This window comes from Sphingobacterium paucimobilis HER1398, assembly GCF_000416985.1.
In the GTDB taxonomy this organism is placed as follows: Bacteria; Bacteroidota; Bacteroidia; order Sphingobacteriales; family Sphingobacteriaceae; genus Sphingobacterium; species Sphingobacterium paucimobilis.
Genome location: NZ_ATDL01000012.1, coordinates 88,743 through 106,223, shown reverse-complemented (window position 1 = coordinate 106,223; position 17,481 = coordinate 88,743). Strand labels below are relative to the sequence as shown.

Genomic DNA, 17,481 nt, shown 5'->3' with positions numbered 1-17,481 from the left:
AGGCATTTTTGGATTGAAACTGAATGTATTATTAATCTCAACCTATTAACAAATGTATGAAAAAAAAAGGTTAGGGGCGGGCTATGCCTTTAACTTACCTAAACTGAAAATTCCATTGTATATGAAATTGACATGGATTCTGATTTTAGTTGCCTCCATGCACCTTAGTGCGAGTACCTTTGGGCAAAAGATTACGCTAAAAGGGAAGAATGTTCGCCTGGCCACTCTATTAAAAGATTTTGAAAAACGTAGCGGTTATACTGTGTTTTATGCACAAGGGATACTCCCTAATAATACCATTGCCCATGTTGAACTGATTGATATCGAGGCACTGGATCTGCTGCGGCAACTGCTGGTACCCTATGAACTCGAATTCAAACGTAAGGATCGTAGTATCGTATTGCTGCCAAGACAAGAATCTCAGAAAAATAATCTAATACCTATTGCTGAGAGAAAGCAGCAGCAACAGTTGTTGAAAGGGACGATTCGAATGACAACAGGTGCTGTATTGGCTAACGTCACAGTACGTGACAAATCCAATGGTAAAACAACGCGCACGGACGAAGCAGGTGCTTTTAACCTCGAGGTGAAATTGCCAGCGGTATTGGAGTTTTCTCTTTTGGGATTTGATAAAAAGGAAATCAATGTGACTAGTGCGGAAGAACTGAAGGTCGTGATGGTAGAAAAGATCACGGATATGGACGAAGCAGTGGTCATTGGGTATGGTCAAGTCAAGAAAAAGGATTTGACAGGATCGGTCGTTAATATAAAAATGGACGATGTGAAGGATGCTCCTGTACTTTCTGTGGATTTGGCGCTACAGGGACGTGTACCGGGAGCTGAATTTACAGCGACCACTGGTGAACCTGGTGCTACGACCTCGATACGTATACGCGGTACACGCTCGATAACAGCAAGCAATGAGCCACTTATCGTAGTCGATGGGGTTATGGATGCGGTAAGTAGCTTGACTGACATCAATACCTCAGATATCGAAGCTATCTCGGTTCTAAAGGATGCTTCTGCTACAGCAATATACGGAACACGTGGAAGTAATGGTGTTATTATCGTGACGACTAAACAAGGTAAATCGGGGAAAGACAATATTACGCTGCGCAGTACGGTGGGGTTGTCTCAGTTGCCTAGAAAATTGGATATCATGAACGCAGCACAGTATGCTCAGTATCGCAATGATTACGCTTTGTTTACATCAGCTGATCCTTACGGGGATATCACTATTAACTCTCCAATGTCTGCCTATCCTTACCCCGATCCCAATGCATTGGGCAAAGGTACGGACTGGGTTGGTGAAATAACCCGTATAGCACCATATCATACGCACAATCTGTCGCTGTCTGGCGGGCGCAACAAGAGTAGCTATTATGCATCGATAGCATACGATAATACGCAAGGGATTATCCAAGAGAGCGGATTGGGACGTTTTACAGGAAGACTGAATCTTGATTATCAACTTTTTCCTTGGATGAAAGTGGGTTTGAAATATAGCTATACCAAACGGGACGAGAATAAAAACTTGGTGACTATCGGAGGAACAAATTGGTGGAACGGTGCCATCTACTTGAATCCAATGATCAAGGTCTATGACAACTTTAATGATCTTTGGTATTCGGGACAAAAGTTTAACTCGCCACGTTCGATACTTGATTCGGATATGATCAATAATATCAAACATGACGGGATAACGAATACAGGATACATTGAGATCGAACCGATAAAAAATCTAAAAGTGAATTCGCAACTGACGTACTATTCTTACGGACGTCATACTTTTCAATATGAACCGGGCAGTCTGCCTGCCAAAGCGGATAATGAAGGGGGCACGGCTTATAGAGGAGAATATACGCAGAGTAACTTGATGAGTCAGACGACATTGAACTACTTGAAAAAATGGGATGATGTGCACCATTTGGATTTTACGGCCGGTTTTGTTGGTCAGAAAATTACAGATGATAATCTAACCTTACGAGGCGAAGGCTATCAATCCGATGCGATTCTTTGGAATAATATGAATGCTATTCCAGATAAAGAAAACTATGTGGGGGGATCTGGAAATACGGCAAAGACATCAATGTCTTATTTGGCACGCGCAAATTACAACTATAAAAGCAAGTATTATCTTACGGTAACAGGTCGTAGAGATGGTGCCTCTAACTTTGCAAAGAATGAAAAGTGGGCATTTTTCCCTTCGGCAGCTTTAAAATGGACTGTAAGTAACGAGGACTTTTTAAAAGATTCGAAATGGATCAATGATTTCTCTGTACGTGCCAGTGGGGGGCGTACTGGTAACGACGGTATCTCCTCGTACAGATCTCTAGCCGCTCTCTCATCGTCTACCAGTGGCTATCTTTTTAACGGTTCGCAACCCGTTGCATTCTATCCCTCTCGCTTAGCGTCGGAAGAGCTGTCCTGGGAGAAAACAGATATGTACAATATTGCTACGGATATCGCGCTGTTTAACAATAAGGTGAGTATGACTTTTGAAGCATACCTGTCTTATACGAAAGATCTTTTACTCGATGTACAGACGCCTACGCAGACTGGATATGCAACCCGCTTTGCTAATGTCGGTAAGACATCCAATCGCGGTCTGGAGTTCAGCATAGAAACACGTAATATTCAAAAGGACAAATTTTCGTGGACCAGTTCATTTTCTATCTCTCACAATAAACAAAAGGTGGACGACATTGGACATTACGGTTATGTGAGCGCTTATACCGCAGCTGGTAATAATGGCTACATGATGTATGGGTATGTTAAAGATTATCCCTTGAATGCATTGTGGGGATTTCAATATGCTGGGACATGGAAATCTCAGGAAGAAATCGATAGGAATAAGGTGACCAAAGCCTATGTCTCTGCTTCGGCTCAGCAATATCGCTTGGGATCTGCACGCTATATCGATTCTAACCATGACGGCATATTCAATGAGAATGACCTTATCTATCTTGGAAATGCAGATCCACTCGTGCATGGAGGCTTGCAAAACAATTTTAGATATGACAAGTGGACACTTGGTGTTTTTCTAAATTATTCCTTGGGTGGTAAGATTTATAACATCTCTGAACAATGGATGGGAAATGGGAGCAACTTTGCCAATCAATATGCCTACATGTTAGATGCTTGGCATCCTGTCCGTAACCCAAATTCGGATTTACCGAGGGCCGGATCGGTCGATAATATAGCATCCAGTCGCATGGTTTATGATGCTAGTTTTTTGAGACTCAAGAGTGTTTCTGTGGGATATACATTGGATTTGGCCAAATGGACTAATAAGAAGCTTCGGGATGTACAGTTTGGCCTAGCCGGGGAGAATCTATTTGTTTGGAAGAAATATAATGGATTTGATCCAGATGTCTCTTCGTCCAGTGGTACCTCGACGTTAAGAAGGATAGATATCGGAGCTTACCCTAAGCCTCGTACTATTGTGGGCAGTATTCAAATTAGGTATTAAATCAAAAAGGTTTATAAATGAAACGTTTATTTATATTTTTTCTAAGCAGTCTACTCTGGACGGGGTGTTCCATCGAGGAAGAACCGACCTCATTTGTCAATACAGATAATTACTATTTGACAGAGGCCCAGTGTATTTCGGGACTTAACTCTACATATATTCCCCTAAAAACTATTTACACTTATACTTACCTGATTGCAACGGAAGGGGTCAGTGATCTGATGTATATCGCATCGGGAACGCTGGATGCTCAATTGGATATATCTCCTGCGCAACCTCGGTTTGGACAGAATATGTGGACGCTGGGGTATAGGGGGGTAATGTATAGCAATTCTATTATCGAGGGTATTAAACGCTCTCCTTTGGCTCAAGAAACTAAAAATAGATTGTTGGCCGAGGGGATGGTTATGCGTGCGTATTATTATTGGTTCTTGACATCGACGTTTGGTGATGTGCCTTTTTACACGGAGGATGTTGCTAACGCTGAGGTCTTGGATCGGGTTTCTAAGATGGGAAGGATGCCCGCATCCGCTACTCGGGATTACCTGATTTCGGAATTGCAGGAATATGTACCTTATCTGCCACAAATACGTACCAATGATGTCCCAGGCAATCGCTCTGGAGCTGCTATGGGATGGATGTTGATCGGTAAGCTTGCACAATGGAATAAAAAATGGGACGTAGCGAAAGACGCTATGGACAAATTGGAAGCCATCTACGGTGACTTTAACAAATATCCACTTGAAGATATCGCATTGAAGAACAAGAATATCTTAGAATCTATCTTTGAAATTCAATATACCTATTCGGAAACAGGGTTACAGGTGACGACAAACTCAGGAGCGATATGTATGCCTCCTCGGAGTACAGGTGCTATCTATGACGGTGTAGAGATTCCGGAGTTAGGTACGAATGCGACAACGTGGTCACCACTCCGTCCTAACAATTTTTTCTTTCAGAGTGTGATGCGTCGCGGAGGTGAAGATCTGAGGACAAATCTGAATCTAGCTTGGGATTACAAGGGTGTCGCATTCAAGAGTACAGCTACAAGGCCCTGGTTAGGAACTAAGTTCTGGACGTACAATATGTATAATGTTGCGGATGGTAATAATCAGCGCGTATTTCGATACGCTGATGCATTGTTGATGCAGGCAGAGAATTATCTGGAGTTGCGGGATCAGACTACTGCTATTAAATATTTGAATATGGTCCGTAGCAGAGCTGGATTGCCATTGTATGAATTTAAAAACTGGGACTTGCTGCGCGAGGAGATACAAAAGGAAAGAGGACGCGAACTGTTGGGCGAGTACCAGCGTAAATACGATTTGGTGCGTTGGGGGATTTGGTACCAGACAACGTATGATTATACGGATTATGCAGCATTGAAAACTAATATGCTGCCTTGCCACGAGTACTATCCTATACCGGATATCGAAGTTGTAAAATCAGGTAATAATTTGGATAATAAAGCTTACGAATTTTATGGAAAAGGTTAATACACATATAAAAATGAAAAGTTTCAGATGGTCTTGTCGAGTGGGGTTATTTGCCCTTGCAATGACTGTCTTGGTTATGGTATCGTGCAAGAGCAAGGAAGAAACTGAGCCTATCATAGAGGAGCCCGAACCCGAGGAACTGGTATTGCCCGACACCTTAAAGGTCATCAGTTATAACATCTTGGAAGGGATGAAAAATGATAAAGCAAACAATTATAATAAGTTTGTGGAATGGATTAAATCCCAAGAACCGGATATCTTGGCCTTACAGGAAGTCAATGGTTTTAATCAACGAGATTTAGAAAAATTAGCTAAACGCTATGGACACAATTATGTGATTACTAATTTGAAATCTACTGATAATTATCCTGTAGCTTTAACCTCTAAGTATCCCATAGAGTCGCGTCGTAGAATCACATTGCATGTGTCTCACGGAGCGATATTTGCCCGCCTTAAAGATACCGATCTGAATATTGTGGTTACTCATTTTTGGCCACAGGCGTATTGGAAGACAGTCGGGGACAACCTGGGTAACGACTACCGGTTACAGGAGGCCAAGGTGGTACTGGATAGCACTATCCGAAAATTTACGGAAGAGAAGGAATGGATTTTTATGGGAGATTTTAACTCGGTATCCCGTCGTGATTATGATCCCGCTGTAACGACCAATAACTACTGGGCGACTGACGAGATTATGGGAGCGGGGTATATTGATGCGATCCACTACCTGCATGGTTACAAGGAGGATGGTAGTGCAAAGTATGATTTTCAATATCCTGGAAGACGAATCGACTTTATATTCGGAACAGAACCGGTATTGAAGCGAGTTACTAAAGCGATGCCGATATATGATGAGTTTACCAAGGTGTATTCGGATCATCCACCTATGATGTTTCATTTACTACTCTAGTATTTTAACGCTCGAATAATACAAAAATGAATAAGATAATAATATATAGCATGCTTTCCTATAGGAGTATGGCGCTCCTTCTTTTAACACTTTTGATGGGATGTGAAAGAAAGTTTGAGCTGGACCTTTCGTTGTCTGTTAATACCAACGAAATGCACCTGGAGGCTCCCGAAGGCAAAACGAAGATAATGGTGTATTCGGATGGTGACTGGAGTGTTGCTGTCAAAGAAGAAGCAGATTGGCTGGCCCTGGATCGTCTGTCCGGAACAGGGAACTCTGATATCTTGTTTTCCTATTCCCAGAATTTTGGGGTATCTCGATCAGCGACCTTGGTGATCTCAAAAGGAAAAGAGAAACAGGAAGTAAAGATTATACAAGCGGGATTGAATGCGGCTTTCCGTTTTTCAAAATCAAAGTATACAATTACGAGAAATCCTTTCCAGATTAATCTCCCTATTGTAAACGACTTGAAGTCGAACATCAAGAATATTAAGATAGATTATCTTTATGATGATGAGACATCGGAGAAGTGGATCACAGAGGCTTCGTTTACGGACAATGGGTTTCAATTTAAAGCGCTGGAGAATAACGCTGGACGGAATCGTACAGCTAGGGTATACCTAACCGTCATTGATGGATTTGACAAAGAGTATACGGTATTTGCAGATGTTGATCAATCTTTACAGGAGCCTGTTTTAGTACCTCGTAAACCGTTGTCGCTATTAACCCGCAGTGCTAAAATAGATACGGTGATCGTAAAGGGGAACGTCGGCGCATTGTTTCCTGATTTTGAGCATGAGATAACCTATGAACAAGGCAGCGGTTGGATCGAGAGAGTGGAATTGGCTAACGATAGCTTGTTGATGATAGCGGTTCGTGCAAACGATTCGGGCGAGAAGCGAACTGCACAGGTGCGATTGAAGTATGACAACAATGGAATCAATTATATCAACCTGGTACATCCTGTCGAACAGTCAGCAGATGATTTTGAATATTTGACCATGGAGGATTTGAAAGCACTGATTCCCACAGCTACAGGCGAAGTTATACTCCATACACCTCTTCAGGTATTAGAGGCTTTTGTGATTTCCGACGCGGGAAATACGAATATGGATGTCAATCCCAATAAAGCGTTTAACGCGATTGATTATGATGAAGCGCCTAAGACAGCTTATGTACAAAATCAACAGGGAAATTCGGGTTTACGATTGAAATTTGCAACAAAGAATGCGAATACATTGAAGCGTTATAGCAAAGTGGCACTATCGGTAGATGGCCTGGTATTGGTTAAGGAGTCTAATCCTACACGTTATACAATCAAAGGATTGACTGCAAGTGCGATCGTGAAATCGGAAGCAGGAACTGCTGCGAGTATACCGACAAGGTATAAAGCAATCGCTGAACTAAACGACAGTGATATGTACACCTATGTCAGTTTAAAGAATACGAGTATATCGGTTCCTTATGGCAGTTATGTCAATGTTAACATGGGCTATGCCGGTATTTTCACCCCTTGGAACCCACAAGGTACCAGTGGACCATATGTAGATGCGGTGCCTACAGCTATTTATGATGATCAAGGGGGAAGTCTCAAAGCCGTGGTAAATGTGGCGACTTCATGGAGTCGTAGTACACTGCCTACCGGTTCAGGTACATTCTCTGGTATTATCGTACACCACAAATTGCTAAAGTATGGCTATGGAGAGGGGGAAATCGGTCGTTACTCCATTCGACCTGTCACACAATCTGATATTAAACTCAATGAAGCAGAAAAAGCTAAAACATTGGTCGAGTGGAAATGGATGAATCCAAGCAATCTGTCAGCTAGTGTCCCAATTCAGAAAGATGGGGACAAAATCCGTCCGGCTGTTGGTCAGGGAGAGATGAGCTGTACGGTACCCGGAGCTCCGTCTTCGCTAGGTGCCCACCCAATCTACCATACGGATAATAGCTCTAAAGCAGTGCCCAGCTCTGCAGCACAATATAATACGAAGTGGTGGAACACTTCTACGAATATTGGGGAGGGTTTTGTATTCAAATTTTCAACCAGTGGGATCAATGCACAACGTTTACTTCTCAACTTCAGTCAAGGTGGAGGGTCAGGAAATGCTGCTACATTGCACGTGCCTACGTATTGGCAGATCGCTTATTCTCTAGATGGAATCAATTACACGGTTATGCCGAACTCAACGTATGGTATACGTCCGTTGGCAGGCTGGGGACTGAATCATATGTATACGGCGAATGGTTTAAATACATTTACATTCAAACTGCCTAGTGAATTGTTGAACAAACCGAATGTATTTGTCAAGTTACAGGCTCAAAAGGATGTCTGTGGTGAGGATAGTCCAAATGGTGCCGAGACTGGGCGGATTACAGCCGACTTGGGAATTGTTACGGTGCGTCTAGGAGCAGTAGCAGTTAAATATATACCTTAAAAATTCAAGATAGAAAAATGGTCAAATTACAATATATCGGTGTTTTTTGCTTGCTGATGATCGTGTTTGCTTGCAAAAAGGATGATGCAGAATATCTCCGGTTTTCGGAATTAGGAGCTGCAAAGAAAGAATATACCATACCAGCAACGGCTGGCCAATTGGAAGTCAACGTGTTGTCCAGCGGAAACTTTGAGGTGATGTTGCCAGCGGAACAGGAGTGGTTAAAGCTGAATAGTAATAAAATGAAAGGAGATACCAGCTTCATGTTGGATTACGAGGCTAACGATGGTTTTCCTCGTAAATCCTTGGTCGCTCTATATGCTCCTGAAAGCGAACGCTATGATACGGTAATGGTTAAACAGAGTGGGGCGGTACAACCTGCACTGAATTTTCCAACATTGAACACGACTGTGCTGGGAGATGGTGGACAGGTAGTGGGTAAGCTGAATACCAATATTCCATTGGAAGATATCACGATAGCGGTCGTATATCCATCTCCAGATGTAGAGCCTTGGGTTAATACAGATTTTGCTTATGATAAGAGTACGGAAAATTTTAGCTTCACCGTAAAGCCGAATACTTCGCAGACGGAACTGCGAAGTGTACAGATTCGTCTTTCATATAAAGATGGATGGGATATGGAACAGGTTTCTACGTTGTATCTTCTACAGGCAAATGCGCAAAATATGTTCGGAACGCAGGCTGATTTTCCGGAAATCCGGATTTGGGCGGGAGAGAAAATAACTTCTGACTTGTTTATAGAAGGCCATGTCGTGAGTGAGGCAGGAAATCCTAACGTAGGAGATGTACCCCAAACAACACCTACGAAGATCAATTACGCAGAAAATGACCGCACGGTATATGTACAAAGTGAGGACGGACGATATGGTTTTCGTATTTTGACGAGTACGCCTGCAGATAATATTTTTAAAAGATACAGTAAGGTGCAGATCTTATTGAAGGGCGTTGGTGTAGAGCGGGAGTCGAATCCCAATCGGTATACGTTGACAGGGGTTACCTCGATGATGGTGATGAAGCAGGAGGAAGGTTCTGCTGCTCAGATTGCCGTCAAACAGAAGTATGTTGGCGACTTGACGGATGACGATATCTATACCTTTGTGACATTGAAGGATGTGGAGTTTCCTATTCGGAAAGGATCTTTTACGCCGATCAATGAAGGATATTCAACTCTGTTTTCGGCTGATCGTATTGGTAAGTATCCGTTGTTGATGCGGGATAAAAACGGAGATGATTTCTTTACACTAACCAACACACGTACGACATACCGTAGAGATGGTAGTATGTTGCCTGCTGGGTCGGGAACGATCTCTGGTATTATTGTGCATGAGAAGTTTACACGATTTGAGTATCAGGATGCAGCTTCTGAGCAAGATTATGGCAATATAGGCCGTTATCAAATCCGGCACTTGGCGAAGGAGGATATTAAGATCAGTACTGCGCTGAATAGTGGTTTTTCAGAGTTGCTTACCGAGTATCAGTATCCGAATATTGTGAATGGAATAGCTTTGCCGACCTTTGGTAATAATGGAAGTATAAGTTTTTCTACGAATACGGTGAATCTGAGCCGAAGCTCTGATAACAGCTATTTAGGCCCTGTGGGTAAGGAAAACATAGGAAACACAAACCAATATGGAAATGGGGTGTTGACCAGCGCCGGTAGCAAGCAGAATACGGAAGCGACGACCAATTCGGATGGTAAGGGCGCTGTAACAAATGCAACTATTGTAGCGAACAATACTTGGTGGAATTATGAAAAGGATAGAGGCGAAGGCTTTGTGGTAGATTTTTCTACTTTGGGAATCAATACCAATCAGCTTTCTATGCAGTTTACCGTAAATAACCACGTTGGAGGAACTGGTAAGGGTGCGCCACGTTACTGGAAAGTAGAATGGTCGGAGCATGGAAATATGGATGGTGCTTGGACCAAAATAAAAAGCTATACGGTACCTGATGCACCCCTATGGGCAAATACGAACATACATCAATTGCCAGGTTATAAGAATATTAATGTGAAGCTTCCACTGGCCTTATTAGGAAAAGAAAAGGTGTACCTTAGGCTTGTAGTGGAGAGAAACTTGGCATCAGACGGAAATAGTTATGCGAGTGAACCATTGTCTGTCGCCACTACGACTGGGATCGGTTATTTGGCAATTCGTTATAATAAATAGAAAAATGATAAAGAGAGTTACAGGATTGTTTGGACTTTTGGCGTTGACTTGTGCTACTGCATTTGGACAGTTGCCGGACAACTTGCCCCTACGTATTAAGGTGGGGGTATATAATATTGGGCATTTTAATCAAGGACGATTAGGTGGTTTCCAGGGAGAGGGTAAAATGATGCGTGCTGAGTTGTTTCGGTGGAAAAGCTGGATCGCTCAACAGGGACTTGATATTTTTGCAGTCAATGAATGGAATACATATTTTGATAAAGACAGTACCGTGAATGCGGCGGCGGAGTTGTTAAAACCATTTTATCAAAATGTCTATTTCGGCAAGGAGAACAGATGGATATACAATGGTATCGCTACAAATTATTCCTTAACAAACATTCGTCAGGAGAAATGGGATGGAGATTATTATGCGGTGTTGGGTGATTTAAAAATAGGTGATAAGATCATTACGATTATATCATCACATATTCCTTGGCAGAAGGAATGGCATAATAGTTCCATGGATGCGCTATTGGCAGAATTAAAGAAGCATGAATATTTTATTTGTATGGGCGACATGAATGCTGTAGACAAAGTACAGTTGAAGTTTAAAGAAGCTGGCTTTAATATGGCGAATGGGGATGCACAAGGCTGGTTTGCAACTGCGGCAGGTACGAATGCTGCTGAAGGTCGGGTCGGAGCGGTACCCAATAGGAGTATCGATAATATCGTAACGAGCAGCAACATTAAGATTATGAATGTATCTGCTCCATTTACCCATTTAAATGATTTGGATCATTTACCGATCCTAGCGGATTTAATTGTTACTTGGTAATATGAAGGGGGGTCTTGCAAAAGACACCCCTTTTTTACATGTTATCGTCCTCCATAGCTGGCATATTGATTTCTTTCACACAACTGGAGTTGGAGGTGGTCGTTACAAAGCGAAGTGCAGCGATGACATCTTCTAGTGGGATGAGATCTTTATTCTCGGATTCATTGGGCAGTGTTGCTAGATACCCCAGATTCAAGATAGATACTCCAACCCTGTAGGTGCGAAGATTTTCGCGTAGCGCATGTACAATGCCTCTCAAGGCAAATTTGGTAGCAGAGAATACAACTTCTTTACCCTTATGATTGTCGAGTCCCCATGTCGAACCGATAAAGATAACTTTGGCATTAGGAGACCGCTTGAGGTTGTCAATAATCGATTGGACGATCAATAGGCAAGAGGTGATATTCGTATTAATAATAGTAATGATTTCGCTTTCGGGTACATGTTGGAAGTCGTAGTCAGAAGAGAAGGCGAGCTCTTCCCAAATTCCCACATTGTAGATAAAATAGTCTATCTTTTGATCTTGGATCTTTTCTTTTAATAGCTGAGTGGCTACGCTGGGTGCTGATAAATCAGCTGCTATCCATTGCATGTTTTTCTGTTGATCCAGGTAGGCCGGTTTGCTTCTTGAAATTCCAAATACCGTATCTTCTTTATTCGGTAGCTTTTGAGCTATTGCTTTCCCTAATCCCTTGCTGATTCCAAAAATTAAATAGGTCTTTTTATCCATTCCCTTCTAAATGAGTTTTCAGTTTGTTTGATCTGATATCGTTGTGATCAAACCTGATTTATTTCTTGATCAAGATTATCTTGTTACTTCCATTTTCTACACCTATATCTAGTGCTTTTCGATTTGTCAAGCTATTTTCTAATAGGGATAGATGTTTGGAAAAGTGTTTTGTATCTGTTGTCAGCCAGAATGAAGATGCCATGATGCCAATCTGTACCCGATAGACCGAGTCTCCTTGAGGTTCTAACTGTTCTATGACCTGAGCGTGGTACCATTGGATATTTTTCTCTTCGTGTTTTGCACCGCAAGAAAAAAAAACCGTAATGAAAGTGAGATATCGTATGGATCTGAACATAAATGTATAAAAGTAAAACCAAATTTAGTGTTTTAATTTATAGCCACAAGAGATTGAAAGTGGATTAAAATAATTCTTTACTTCGGAAATTAAAAGGTTGAGCAACTCCTCTAATAAAGACTTGTTTATAATTTATCTAAATAAACTATTTTATAAAATATGAAACAGATACTTTTAGGTGCGACGATGGCATTCGCTTCAGTTCTTGCGTTTGGTCAAGAGAATAATGCTAATTTTAAAATTGAGCAGGCGCAAAAACTGCCTAATGAACTTTATCAATTGGTATATAATCCCACTAATAACCTTGTCTACGTGGCAGGACCACAGAAGGGATTTAATAAAGAGGCCGAAAACTTTATATATGTTTTAGATGGGAAGAGTCTTGCTATACAGGATTCTATTTCGTTGGGAAAATACCTTCCATTTGCTATCGCTCTGAACAATAAGACGCAAACGCTGTATGTTGGACATTCCTTGCAGGATGCTGTGTCTGCTGTGGATCTAAAGAGTAAAAAGCAACAAGTGATATCCAGTGGGAAAGCCAAAGCTAAAATTCGGGAAATAGCCGTAGATGAGGTAAGAGACAAGGTGTATGTATCGGATCATGGTAATCCTTCTATTTGGGAGATCGATGGAAAGACGAATACTTACTTAGGATCATTTGATAAATCAGATGCTTATCTTCTTGGTCTCAATGTTGATCCTCAACGTGGCAAGGTATACGGTACAGATGCTAATACAATGGAGGGGAGTATTCTCGTCTATAACAGTGAGTCTGGAAACTTGGAAGGTCAGTTTAAAACATGGTCTTACTGTCCTCTAAATATTGCGTTGGATAAGGCGGGTAATCGCTTATTTGTAAGTCAGTCTAATGATAACAACGTAACGATAGTGGATGGTAATACAGGTGATATCCTACAGAAGGTTTATTTAGGTTATGATTCATCACCTATAGGACTGGTCTATGATGAAAAAAGTAAACTGTTGTATACAGCTAATCGGAATAAGCAGGAGGTAGCGGTTATTAATACAGACAGCTATCAGGTGGTAGAGCGTATTGCGACCAAGGGATTGCCTAATACGATTACTTTGGATCCGGCATCACGTGCTATCTATGTGACCAACAAGGGAGCCGGTAAGAAAGGAGAACCTGTGGAGAATGGGAATACGGTTTTGAAAATTAATAGAATTTAGTATTATTTTTATCAATTAGAATAAGAGCGCTACATCGACGATGAGCGCTCTTTATTTTTTTAATGCCTGATGATATGCGGTATAAACCGGCTTTGATCTGTGGTAATAGGCATATCGGACTCCCTGAAAGAGATACCGCAGGACTCTTGCCCAATAAGCCAACTGCCAATAATGGAGAATCCCGTTTCTTCGCGGTGCAATGTCGCTAGTTCTTGATAGATAAATCCTTCTTCACCATATTCTCCGTCTGTCGCGTAAATCATCTGTTTGTCATAGTACATCTCCACATTGGCTCCTTCGCGCGCAAGGATGGGTTTTTTTACAAAATGCTGCAGGTGCTGAGGTCTGTCAAAATAGGAGGCTAACAGGTGGGAATGATTAGGAAATAGCTCCCAAAGAATAGGTAATATTGCTTTGTTGGACAATAGCATTTTCCAGGAAGGTTCGATCCATTGGGCCTGGTTTAGATCGTTGATGATGTGTACACCAAACTCTTCACGCGTCATCCATTCCCAGGGATACAACTTGAAAATGGATTGTATAGGATCACCTTCGAGATCTGCAAAATTACGCCCGGTCCAGCCAATATCATCCATATAGATTAGCTTAGTCTGTAACCCTGCTTGAATGGCGGTGTCTCTTAAATATTCGACATTGGTTAGATCCTCTAAGGTTTCCTTACTACAGGCAAAGTGAAGTATATCGCCTTTTAAATACGGTGCCAGCTCGCCCCAACTGTTTATGAGCTGCTCATGAATACTGTTGAATTGATCTGTTAATTCTGGAAAATAATGTTTCTTCCAGTACCATTGTACTATTCCTGTCTCAAATAGCGAGGTGGGTGTGTCGGCATTGAACTCCAACATTTTCAAAGCGCCATTCGCCTTGTCGTAGGCAAAGTCGAATCGACCATATAAAGAGGGGGCATCATCTTCCCAAGTACGCTCGATATGATGTATGATATAAGGAGGGATATGAAAGCGTTGGTATAACTTATTTTTGATAATGTACTCGACCGCTTCTAGACACATTGACCATAGCTCATTCGTAGCTTTGTATATTAAATCGGCCTCTTTGGCACTGATCTCATAATAGTAATCATCGACCCAATAAGGAACATTATCTAGTGTGTGGTAACCATAACCTATAGATTCTAATCGGGATTTCCAGTTAGGATCTATCCGTAATTTATTTGTCCGCATTATGATCCTGCTGATGCTCTAGGCGTCGTGGTTGCACTTTTTCCAAAGCCGCCTCGCTGAGCTTTAAAGGCAGCAGCTTTGGCTGCATTAGTTCCGGAAACGGATTGTGGATGCAAGTTGTTGTTTGCATAACCTAATACACCACCCATATGCCTGAATGCCATAAACCACAATAAGGAAGAGCCCATGCCACCACCTGTACCGTGTCCAGGTCGGTAGTTGTCCGTGACCTCCGTATAAGCTGCTGTAGAATCTGCTCGCATATAGACTCGTTGCTTGTCTTCCACTTTAGCTTGTGGCTGTGCGCAAGAAGCCAATACAGAAGTGATCAATACCAATTGAATGTTTTTTGCTGAAGGTTTTCTCATTATTGTACAGTTACATAGATGGGAACTTTACTCAGGGTCTTCGTAGAATCAATGCCATCCCATGTATTTGGGGCCGCAAGAGTCTTGATGGTATCATTTTTTGAAGCAATCTGCTCGCCATTGTACCAAATATGTTGGCTTGTGATATGCAATACCGAATCTCCTTGCGTCACTGTTTTCAAAGTCACTTCACGAGCGGATTTCTTGTCCAGTTGCTCTAGAATCTGCTCTTGTTGACCGCTGTTACATGCCGTTAGCAAGGAGACGGATAGTGCCGTTATAAAGTAGTTTGTTACGTTCATACCTTACAAATATGCCATTAATCCTTGTCTTAAAAAAATGAGAATTATACAGAAAATAGAAAAAAATATGCTGTTCGGGAAAAAAAGTGAAATTTATCTAAAATATTTTCAACACTAGATTGTCTACATTTATAGAGGGCTCTGTAAAAGTAACACGGGATAATTTTGAAATAATATGAAATTAAGAAAAATAAAATTTGCCTTATTAGGCATAGCCTGCATGGCTGCTTTGAGTGGTGTCATCATGGTATTGTGGAATCTGTTGATTCCAGAAATATTCGGACTCACTTCGATTAACTTTTGGCAGGCACTGGGTCTGTTTGCGCTGGCACGTCTGCTTTTTGGCCGCTTCGGTGGAGGGCGAGGCAAAGGATGCGGTCCTGGTTTTGGTGCCATGAAAGGCGGAGCAATGTCGGAAAAATGGGCCAGTATGACTGCAGAACAACGTAAAGAGTTTATTTGTAAGCGACGGAAATTTGGTTTCGGATATCCTTTCGGAGCAGATCATTTTGATACAACACAAGATGACGGAACCAGGAAAGAAGATTGATGTTGACCGGCTCGTTAGAGAGCAGCAGCCCAAATTGCGCTCCTTTATTCAAAAGCGTGTCTCTAATACAGAGGACGCTGAAGATATTCTTCAAGATGTTTTCTACCAACTGGTAAGGACTATTGATGCTAACTTGACGCCTATCGAGCAGGTTTCGGCTTGGTTGTATCGTGTAGCACGGAATGTTATTATTAATAAGGGTAAGAAGAAGCGTGAGGTGGCCATGCCGTTACTTTCGCACGATGATGAAGGAGAAATTCTAGAAGAATTTTCAGATATCTTATTTGGCGAGCGTAGCCCAACTCCAGAATTGGTGTACCTGCGTTCTTTGGTGTGGAAGGAACTCGAGAGTGGGCTTTCTGAATTACCGATAGAACAGCGGGAAGCATTCGAATTGACGGAGATAGAGCGAATGCCTGTTAAGGAAGTGGCGATGAGTTTGGATATCCCTCTTAATACCCTCTTGTCCCGGAAGCACTATGCTGTTAAGCATCTTCGAAAAAGACTATACACACTGTATAAAGACCTTATGTTTTATTAGATATAAAAATACGCTATCATTATGATTTATATATTTGCTACCTCGGTAGAGAGCGATCAGGATATTCAGACACTGAAACCTTATTTGGAAGAACAGCTTCCAGATGCAAGATGGAACTTCGATCTCGAAGACTGTGACAATATATTTCGGGTGGACACACCGACATCAAAAGCTGCTGCTATTATTGAACTTTTAGTGGAGCTGGGGTATAATTGTGAGGAATTGCCCTACTAGTTTCTGGTAGGTATATTACATGTTCTGTTTTTGTGAACATAAGGGCTATGGGGACTGCGTTATCTCCATAGCTTTCTCGTTTCCAGGAACAGTTCGATTTGGTGGAGTACTGTTGGCAAATTCTTTAAAATATCTCGTGACCAAAAGCGAAACACAGTATAGTTCATCTCTCTAAGCGCACGGTTTACACGCTCATCTTTCTGCATATTTCGTTCGATCTTCGGAATCCAAAACAAGCGGTTGGATTTGATTTGCTCTCGGTTTTTTTTCCATTCGAAGCCATGCCAAAACTCACCATCGACAAATATCGCTAACTTATATTTCTTGATTACGATATCAGGGTGTCCGGGTAGGGTGTTGTCGTGGATGCGGAAACGAATATTCTTTGCCCATAAAGCACGTCTTAATAGGACCTCGGGTTTGGAGTGCTTGCTTTTCATTTTGGACATCATCTTACTACGTTTACCAGTAGTATAGAAACCCGCGGACTCCTCAAATCGCGGAACCATTATTCGATCTTCATCATCATAATTGTGCATCATACAAATTTAGAGAAAATACGGTTCAAACCTAAGATACCCGTGAAGAATACAAATTGTTAAATTCGTAATGCTTGTTGTTTTGTGTTTTCTTTTAAAGAAATATATATTGTTTGTCAATGCTTTAGTTTGTTTATATAAAGT

Annotated in this window: 16 protein-coding genes; 10 read left to right on the top strand and 6 right to left on the bottom strand. The window is 41.7% G+C overall.

Features of this window, described 5'->3' with window-relative positions; genetic code table 11:
• Nucleotides 1-121: 121 nt before the first annotated feature.
• From M472_RS30830 to M472_RS30810, 6 genes are read left to right on the top strand one after another with little or no spacing between them, the layout of a single operon-like run.
• On the top strand, nucleotides 122-3,472 hold the full coding sequence (locus M472_RS30830; protein ID WP_031301544.1) for a SusC/RagA family TonB-linked outer membrane protein: 3,351 nt from the start codon (nucleotides 122-124) through the stop codon (nucleotides 3,470-3,472).
• 17 nt (nucleotides 3,473-3,489) lie between these two features.
• A complete protein-coding gene (locus M472_RS30825; RefSeq protein ID WP_021069745.1) occupies nucleotides 3,490-4,968 on the top strand; it encodes a RagB/SusD family nutrient uptake outer membrane protein in 1,479 nt (492 codons plus the stop codon).
• 13 nt (nucleotides 4,969-4,981) lie between these two features.
• Complete coding sequence (locus M472_RS0122625) at nucleotides 4,982-5,878, top strand: endonuclease/exonuclease/phosphatase family protein (RefSeq protein WP_158499890.1); 897 nt, start codon at nucleotides 4,982-4,984, stop codon at nucleotides 5,876-5,878.
• A gap of 26 nt (nucleotides 5,879-5,904) precedes the next feature.
• Nucleotides 5,905-8,316, top strand: a complete 2,412-nt coding sequence (locus M472_RS30820) for a BACON domain-containing protein (RefSeq protein WP_081643126.1) — start codon at nucleotides 5,905-5,907, stop codon at nucleotides 8,314-8,316.
• Nucleotides 8,317-8,333: 17 nt separating this feature from the next.
• The gene (locus tag M472_RS30815; protein ID WP_144062685.1) at nucleotides 8,334-10,505 is read left to right on the top strand and encodes a BACON domain-containing protein; all 2,172 of its coding nucleotides are present in this window, start codon (nucleotides 8,334-8,336) and stop codon (nucleotides 10,503-10,505) included.
• A gap of 4 nt (nucleotides 10,506-10,509) precedes the next feature.
• Nucleotides 10,510-11,322: an endonuclease/exonuclease/phosphatase family protein gene (locus tag M472_RS30810; RefSeq protein WP_021069741.1), complete on the top strand. Its 813-nt coding sequence runs from the start codon at nucleotides 10,510-10,512 to the stop codon at nucleotides 11,320-11,322.
• A 34-nt stretch (nucleotides 11,323-11,356) separates the two neighbouring features.
• On the opposite strand, the gene M472_RS30805 is transcribed toward M472_RS30810, so the two are convergent.
• Nucleotides 11,357-12,052 carry an SDR family oxidoreductase gene (locus M472_RS30805; RefSeq protein ID WP_021069740.1) on the bottom strand — a complete coding sequence of 232 codons (696 nt, stop codon included), beginning with the start codon at nucleotides 12,050-12,052 and terminating at the stop codon, nucleotides 11,357-11,359.
• 58 nt (nucleotides 12,053-12,110) lie between these two features.
• A complete protein-coding gene (locus M472_RS30800) occupies nucleotides 12,111-12,407 on the bottom strand; it encodes a hypothetical protein (protein WP_021069739.1) in 297 nt (98 codons plus the stop codon).
• 159 nt (nucleotides 12,408-12,566) lie between these two features.
• Between M472_RS30800 and M472_RS30795 the strand changes: the two genes are divergently transcribed.
• Nucleotides 12,567-13,601 carry a YncE family protein gene (locus tag M472_RS30795; RefSeq protein ID WP_021069738.1) on the top strand — a complete coding sequence of 345 codons (1,035 nt, stop codon included), beginning with the start codon at nucleotides 12,567-12,569 and terminating at the stop codon, nucleotides 13,599-13,601.
• A gap of 59 nt (nucleotides 13,602-13,660) precedes the next feature.
• Here M472_RS30795 and M472_RS30790 read toward each other — a convergent pair whose 3' ends face one another.
• Genes M472_RS30790 through M472_RS30780 form a run of 3 tightly spaced genes read right to left on the bottom strand, consistent with a single transcriptional unit; the run spans nucleotide 13,661 to nucleotide 15,473 of the window.
• Entirely contained in the window at nucleotides 13,661-14,803 is a 1,143-nt protein-coding gene (locus tag M472_RS30790) for a glutathionylspermidine synthase family protein (RefSeq protein WP_021069737.1), read from the bottom strand.
• Nucleotides 14,803-15,171: a hypothetical protein gene (locus M472_RS30785; protein WP_021069736.1), complete on the bottom strand. Its 369-nt coding sequence runs from the start codon at nucleotides 15,169-15,171 to the stop codon at nucleotides 14,803-14,805. The genes M472_RS30790 and M472_RS30785 overlap by 1 nt, the downstream gene beginning before the upstream one ends.
• Nucleotides 15,171-15,473 (bottom strand): hypothetical protein, encoded by a 303-nt coding sequence (locus M472_RS30780; RefSeq protein ID WP_021069735.1) that lies wholly within the window; start codon nucleotides 15,471-15,473, stop codon nucleotides 15,171-15,173. The genes M472_RS30785 and M472_RS30780 overlap by 1 nt, the downstream gene beginning before the upstream one ends.
• A gap of 220 nt (nucleotides 15,474-15,693) precedes the next feature.
• Between M472_RS30780 and M472_RS30775 the strand changes: the two genes are divergently transcribed.
• Genes M472_RS30775 through M472_RS30765 form a run of 3 tightly spaced genes read left to right on the top strand, consistent with a single transcriptional unit; the run spans nucleotide 15,694 to nucleotide 16,798 of the window.
• On the top strand, nucleotides 15,694-16,023 hold the full coding sequence (locus M472_RS30775) for a hypothetical protein (protein WP_144062684.1): 330 nt from the start codon (nucleotides 15,694-15,696) through the stop codon (nucleotides 16,021-16,023).
• On the top strand, nucleotides 15,998-16,564 hold the full coding sequence (locus M472_RS30770) for an RNA polymerase sigma factor (protein ID WP_021069733.1): 567 nt from the start codon (nucleotides 15,998-16,000) through the stop codon (nucleotides 16,562-16,564). Before M472_RS30775 ends, M472_RS30770 begins: the two co-directional genes overlap by 26 nt.
• 21 nt (nucleotides 16,565-16,585) lie before the next feature.
• On the top strand, nucleotides 16,586-16,798 hold the full coding sequence (locus M472_RS30765) for a hypothetical protein (RefSeq protein WP_021069732.1): 213 nt from the start codon (nucleotides 16,586-16,588) through the stop codon (nucleotides 16,796-16,798).
• A gap of 59 nt (nucleotides 16,799-16,857) precedes the next feature.
• Here the strand turns inward: M472_RS30765 and M472_RS30760 are convergent, their stop codons facing one another.
• Nucleotides 16,858-17,340 (bottom strand): very short patch repair endonuclease, encoded by a 483-nt coding sequence (locus M472_RS30760; protein WP_031301539.1) that lies wholly within the window; start codon nucleotides 17,338-17,340, stop codon nucleotides 16,858-16,860.
• Nucleotides 17,341-17,481: the final 141 nt, after the last annotated feature.

Bases quoted from the DNA above. Each gene is read 5' to 3' on its own strand.
- M472_RS30830 (WP_031301544.1), top strand. From the start codon at position 122: ATGAAATTGACATGGATTCTGATTTTAGTTGCCTCCATGCACCTTAGT.
- M472_RS30825 (WP_021069745.1), top strand. From the start codon at position 3,490: ATGAAACGTTTATTTATATTTTTTCTAAGCAGTCTACTCTGGACGGGG.
- M472_RS0122625 (WP_158499890.1), top strand. From the start codon at position 4,982: ATGAAAAGTTTCAGATGGTCTTGTCGAGTGGGGTTATTTGCCCTTGCA.
- M472_RS30820 (WP_081643126.1), top strand. From the start codon at position 5,905: ATGAATAAGATAATAATATATAGCATGCTTTCCTATAGGAGTATGGCG.
- M472_RS30815 (WP_144062685.1), top strand. From the start codon at position 8,334: ATGGTCAAATTACAATATATCGGTGTTTTTTGCTTGCTGATGATCGTG.
- M472_RS30810 (WP_021069741.1), top strand. From the start codon at position 10,510: ATGATAAAGAGAGTTACAGGATTGTTTGGACTTTTGGCGTTGACTTGT.
- M472_RS30805 (WP_021069740.1), bottom strand. From the start codon at position 12,052: ATGGATAAAAAGACCTATTTAATTTTTGGAATCAGCAAGGGATTAGGG.
- M472_RS30800 (WP_021069739.1), bottom strand. From the start codon at position 12,407: ATGTTCAGATCCATACGATATCTCACTTTCATTACGGTTTTTTTTTCT.
- M472_RS30795 (WP_021069738.1), top strand. From the start codon at position 12,567: ATGAAACAGATACTTTTAGGTGCGACGATGGCATTCGCTTCAGTTCTT.
- M472_RS30790 (WP_021069737.1), bottom strand. From the start codon at position 14,803: ATGCGGACAAATAAATTACGGATAGATCCTAACTGGAAATCCCGATTA.
- M472_RS30785 (WP_021069736.1), bottom strand. From the start codon at position 15,171: ATGAGAAAACCTTCAGCAAAAAACATTCAATTGGTATTGATCACTTCT.
- M472_RS30780 (WP_021069735.1), bottom strand. From the start codon at position 15,473: ATGAACGTAACAAACTACTTTATAACGGCACTATCCGTCTCCTTGCTA.
- M472_RS30775 (WP_144062684.1), top strand. From the start codon at position 15,694: ATGGCTGCTTTGAGTGGTGTCATCATGGTATTGTGGAATCTGTTGATT.
- M472_RS30770 (WP_021069733.1), top strand. From the start codon at position 15,998: ATGACGGAACCAGGAAAGAAGATTGATGTTGACCGGCTCGTTAGAGAG.
- M472_RS30765 (WP_021069732.1), top strand. From the start codon at position 16,586: ATGATTTATATATTTGCTACCTCGGTAGAGAGCGATCAGGATATTCAG.
- M472_RS30760 (WP_031301539.1), bottom strand. From the start codon at position 17,340: ATGATGCACAATTATGATGATGAAGATCGAATAATGGTTCCGCGATTT.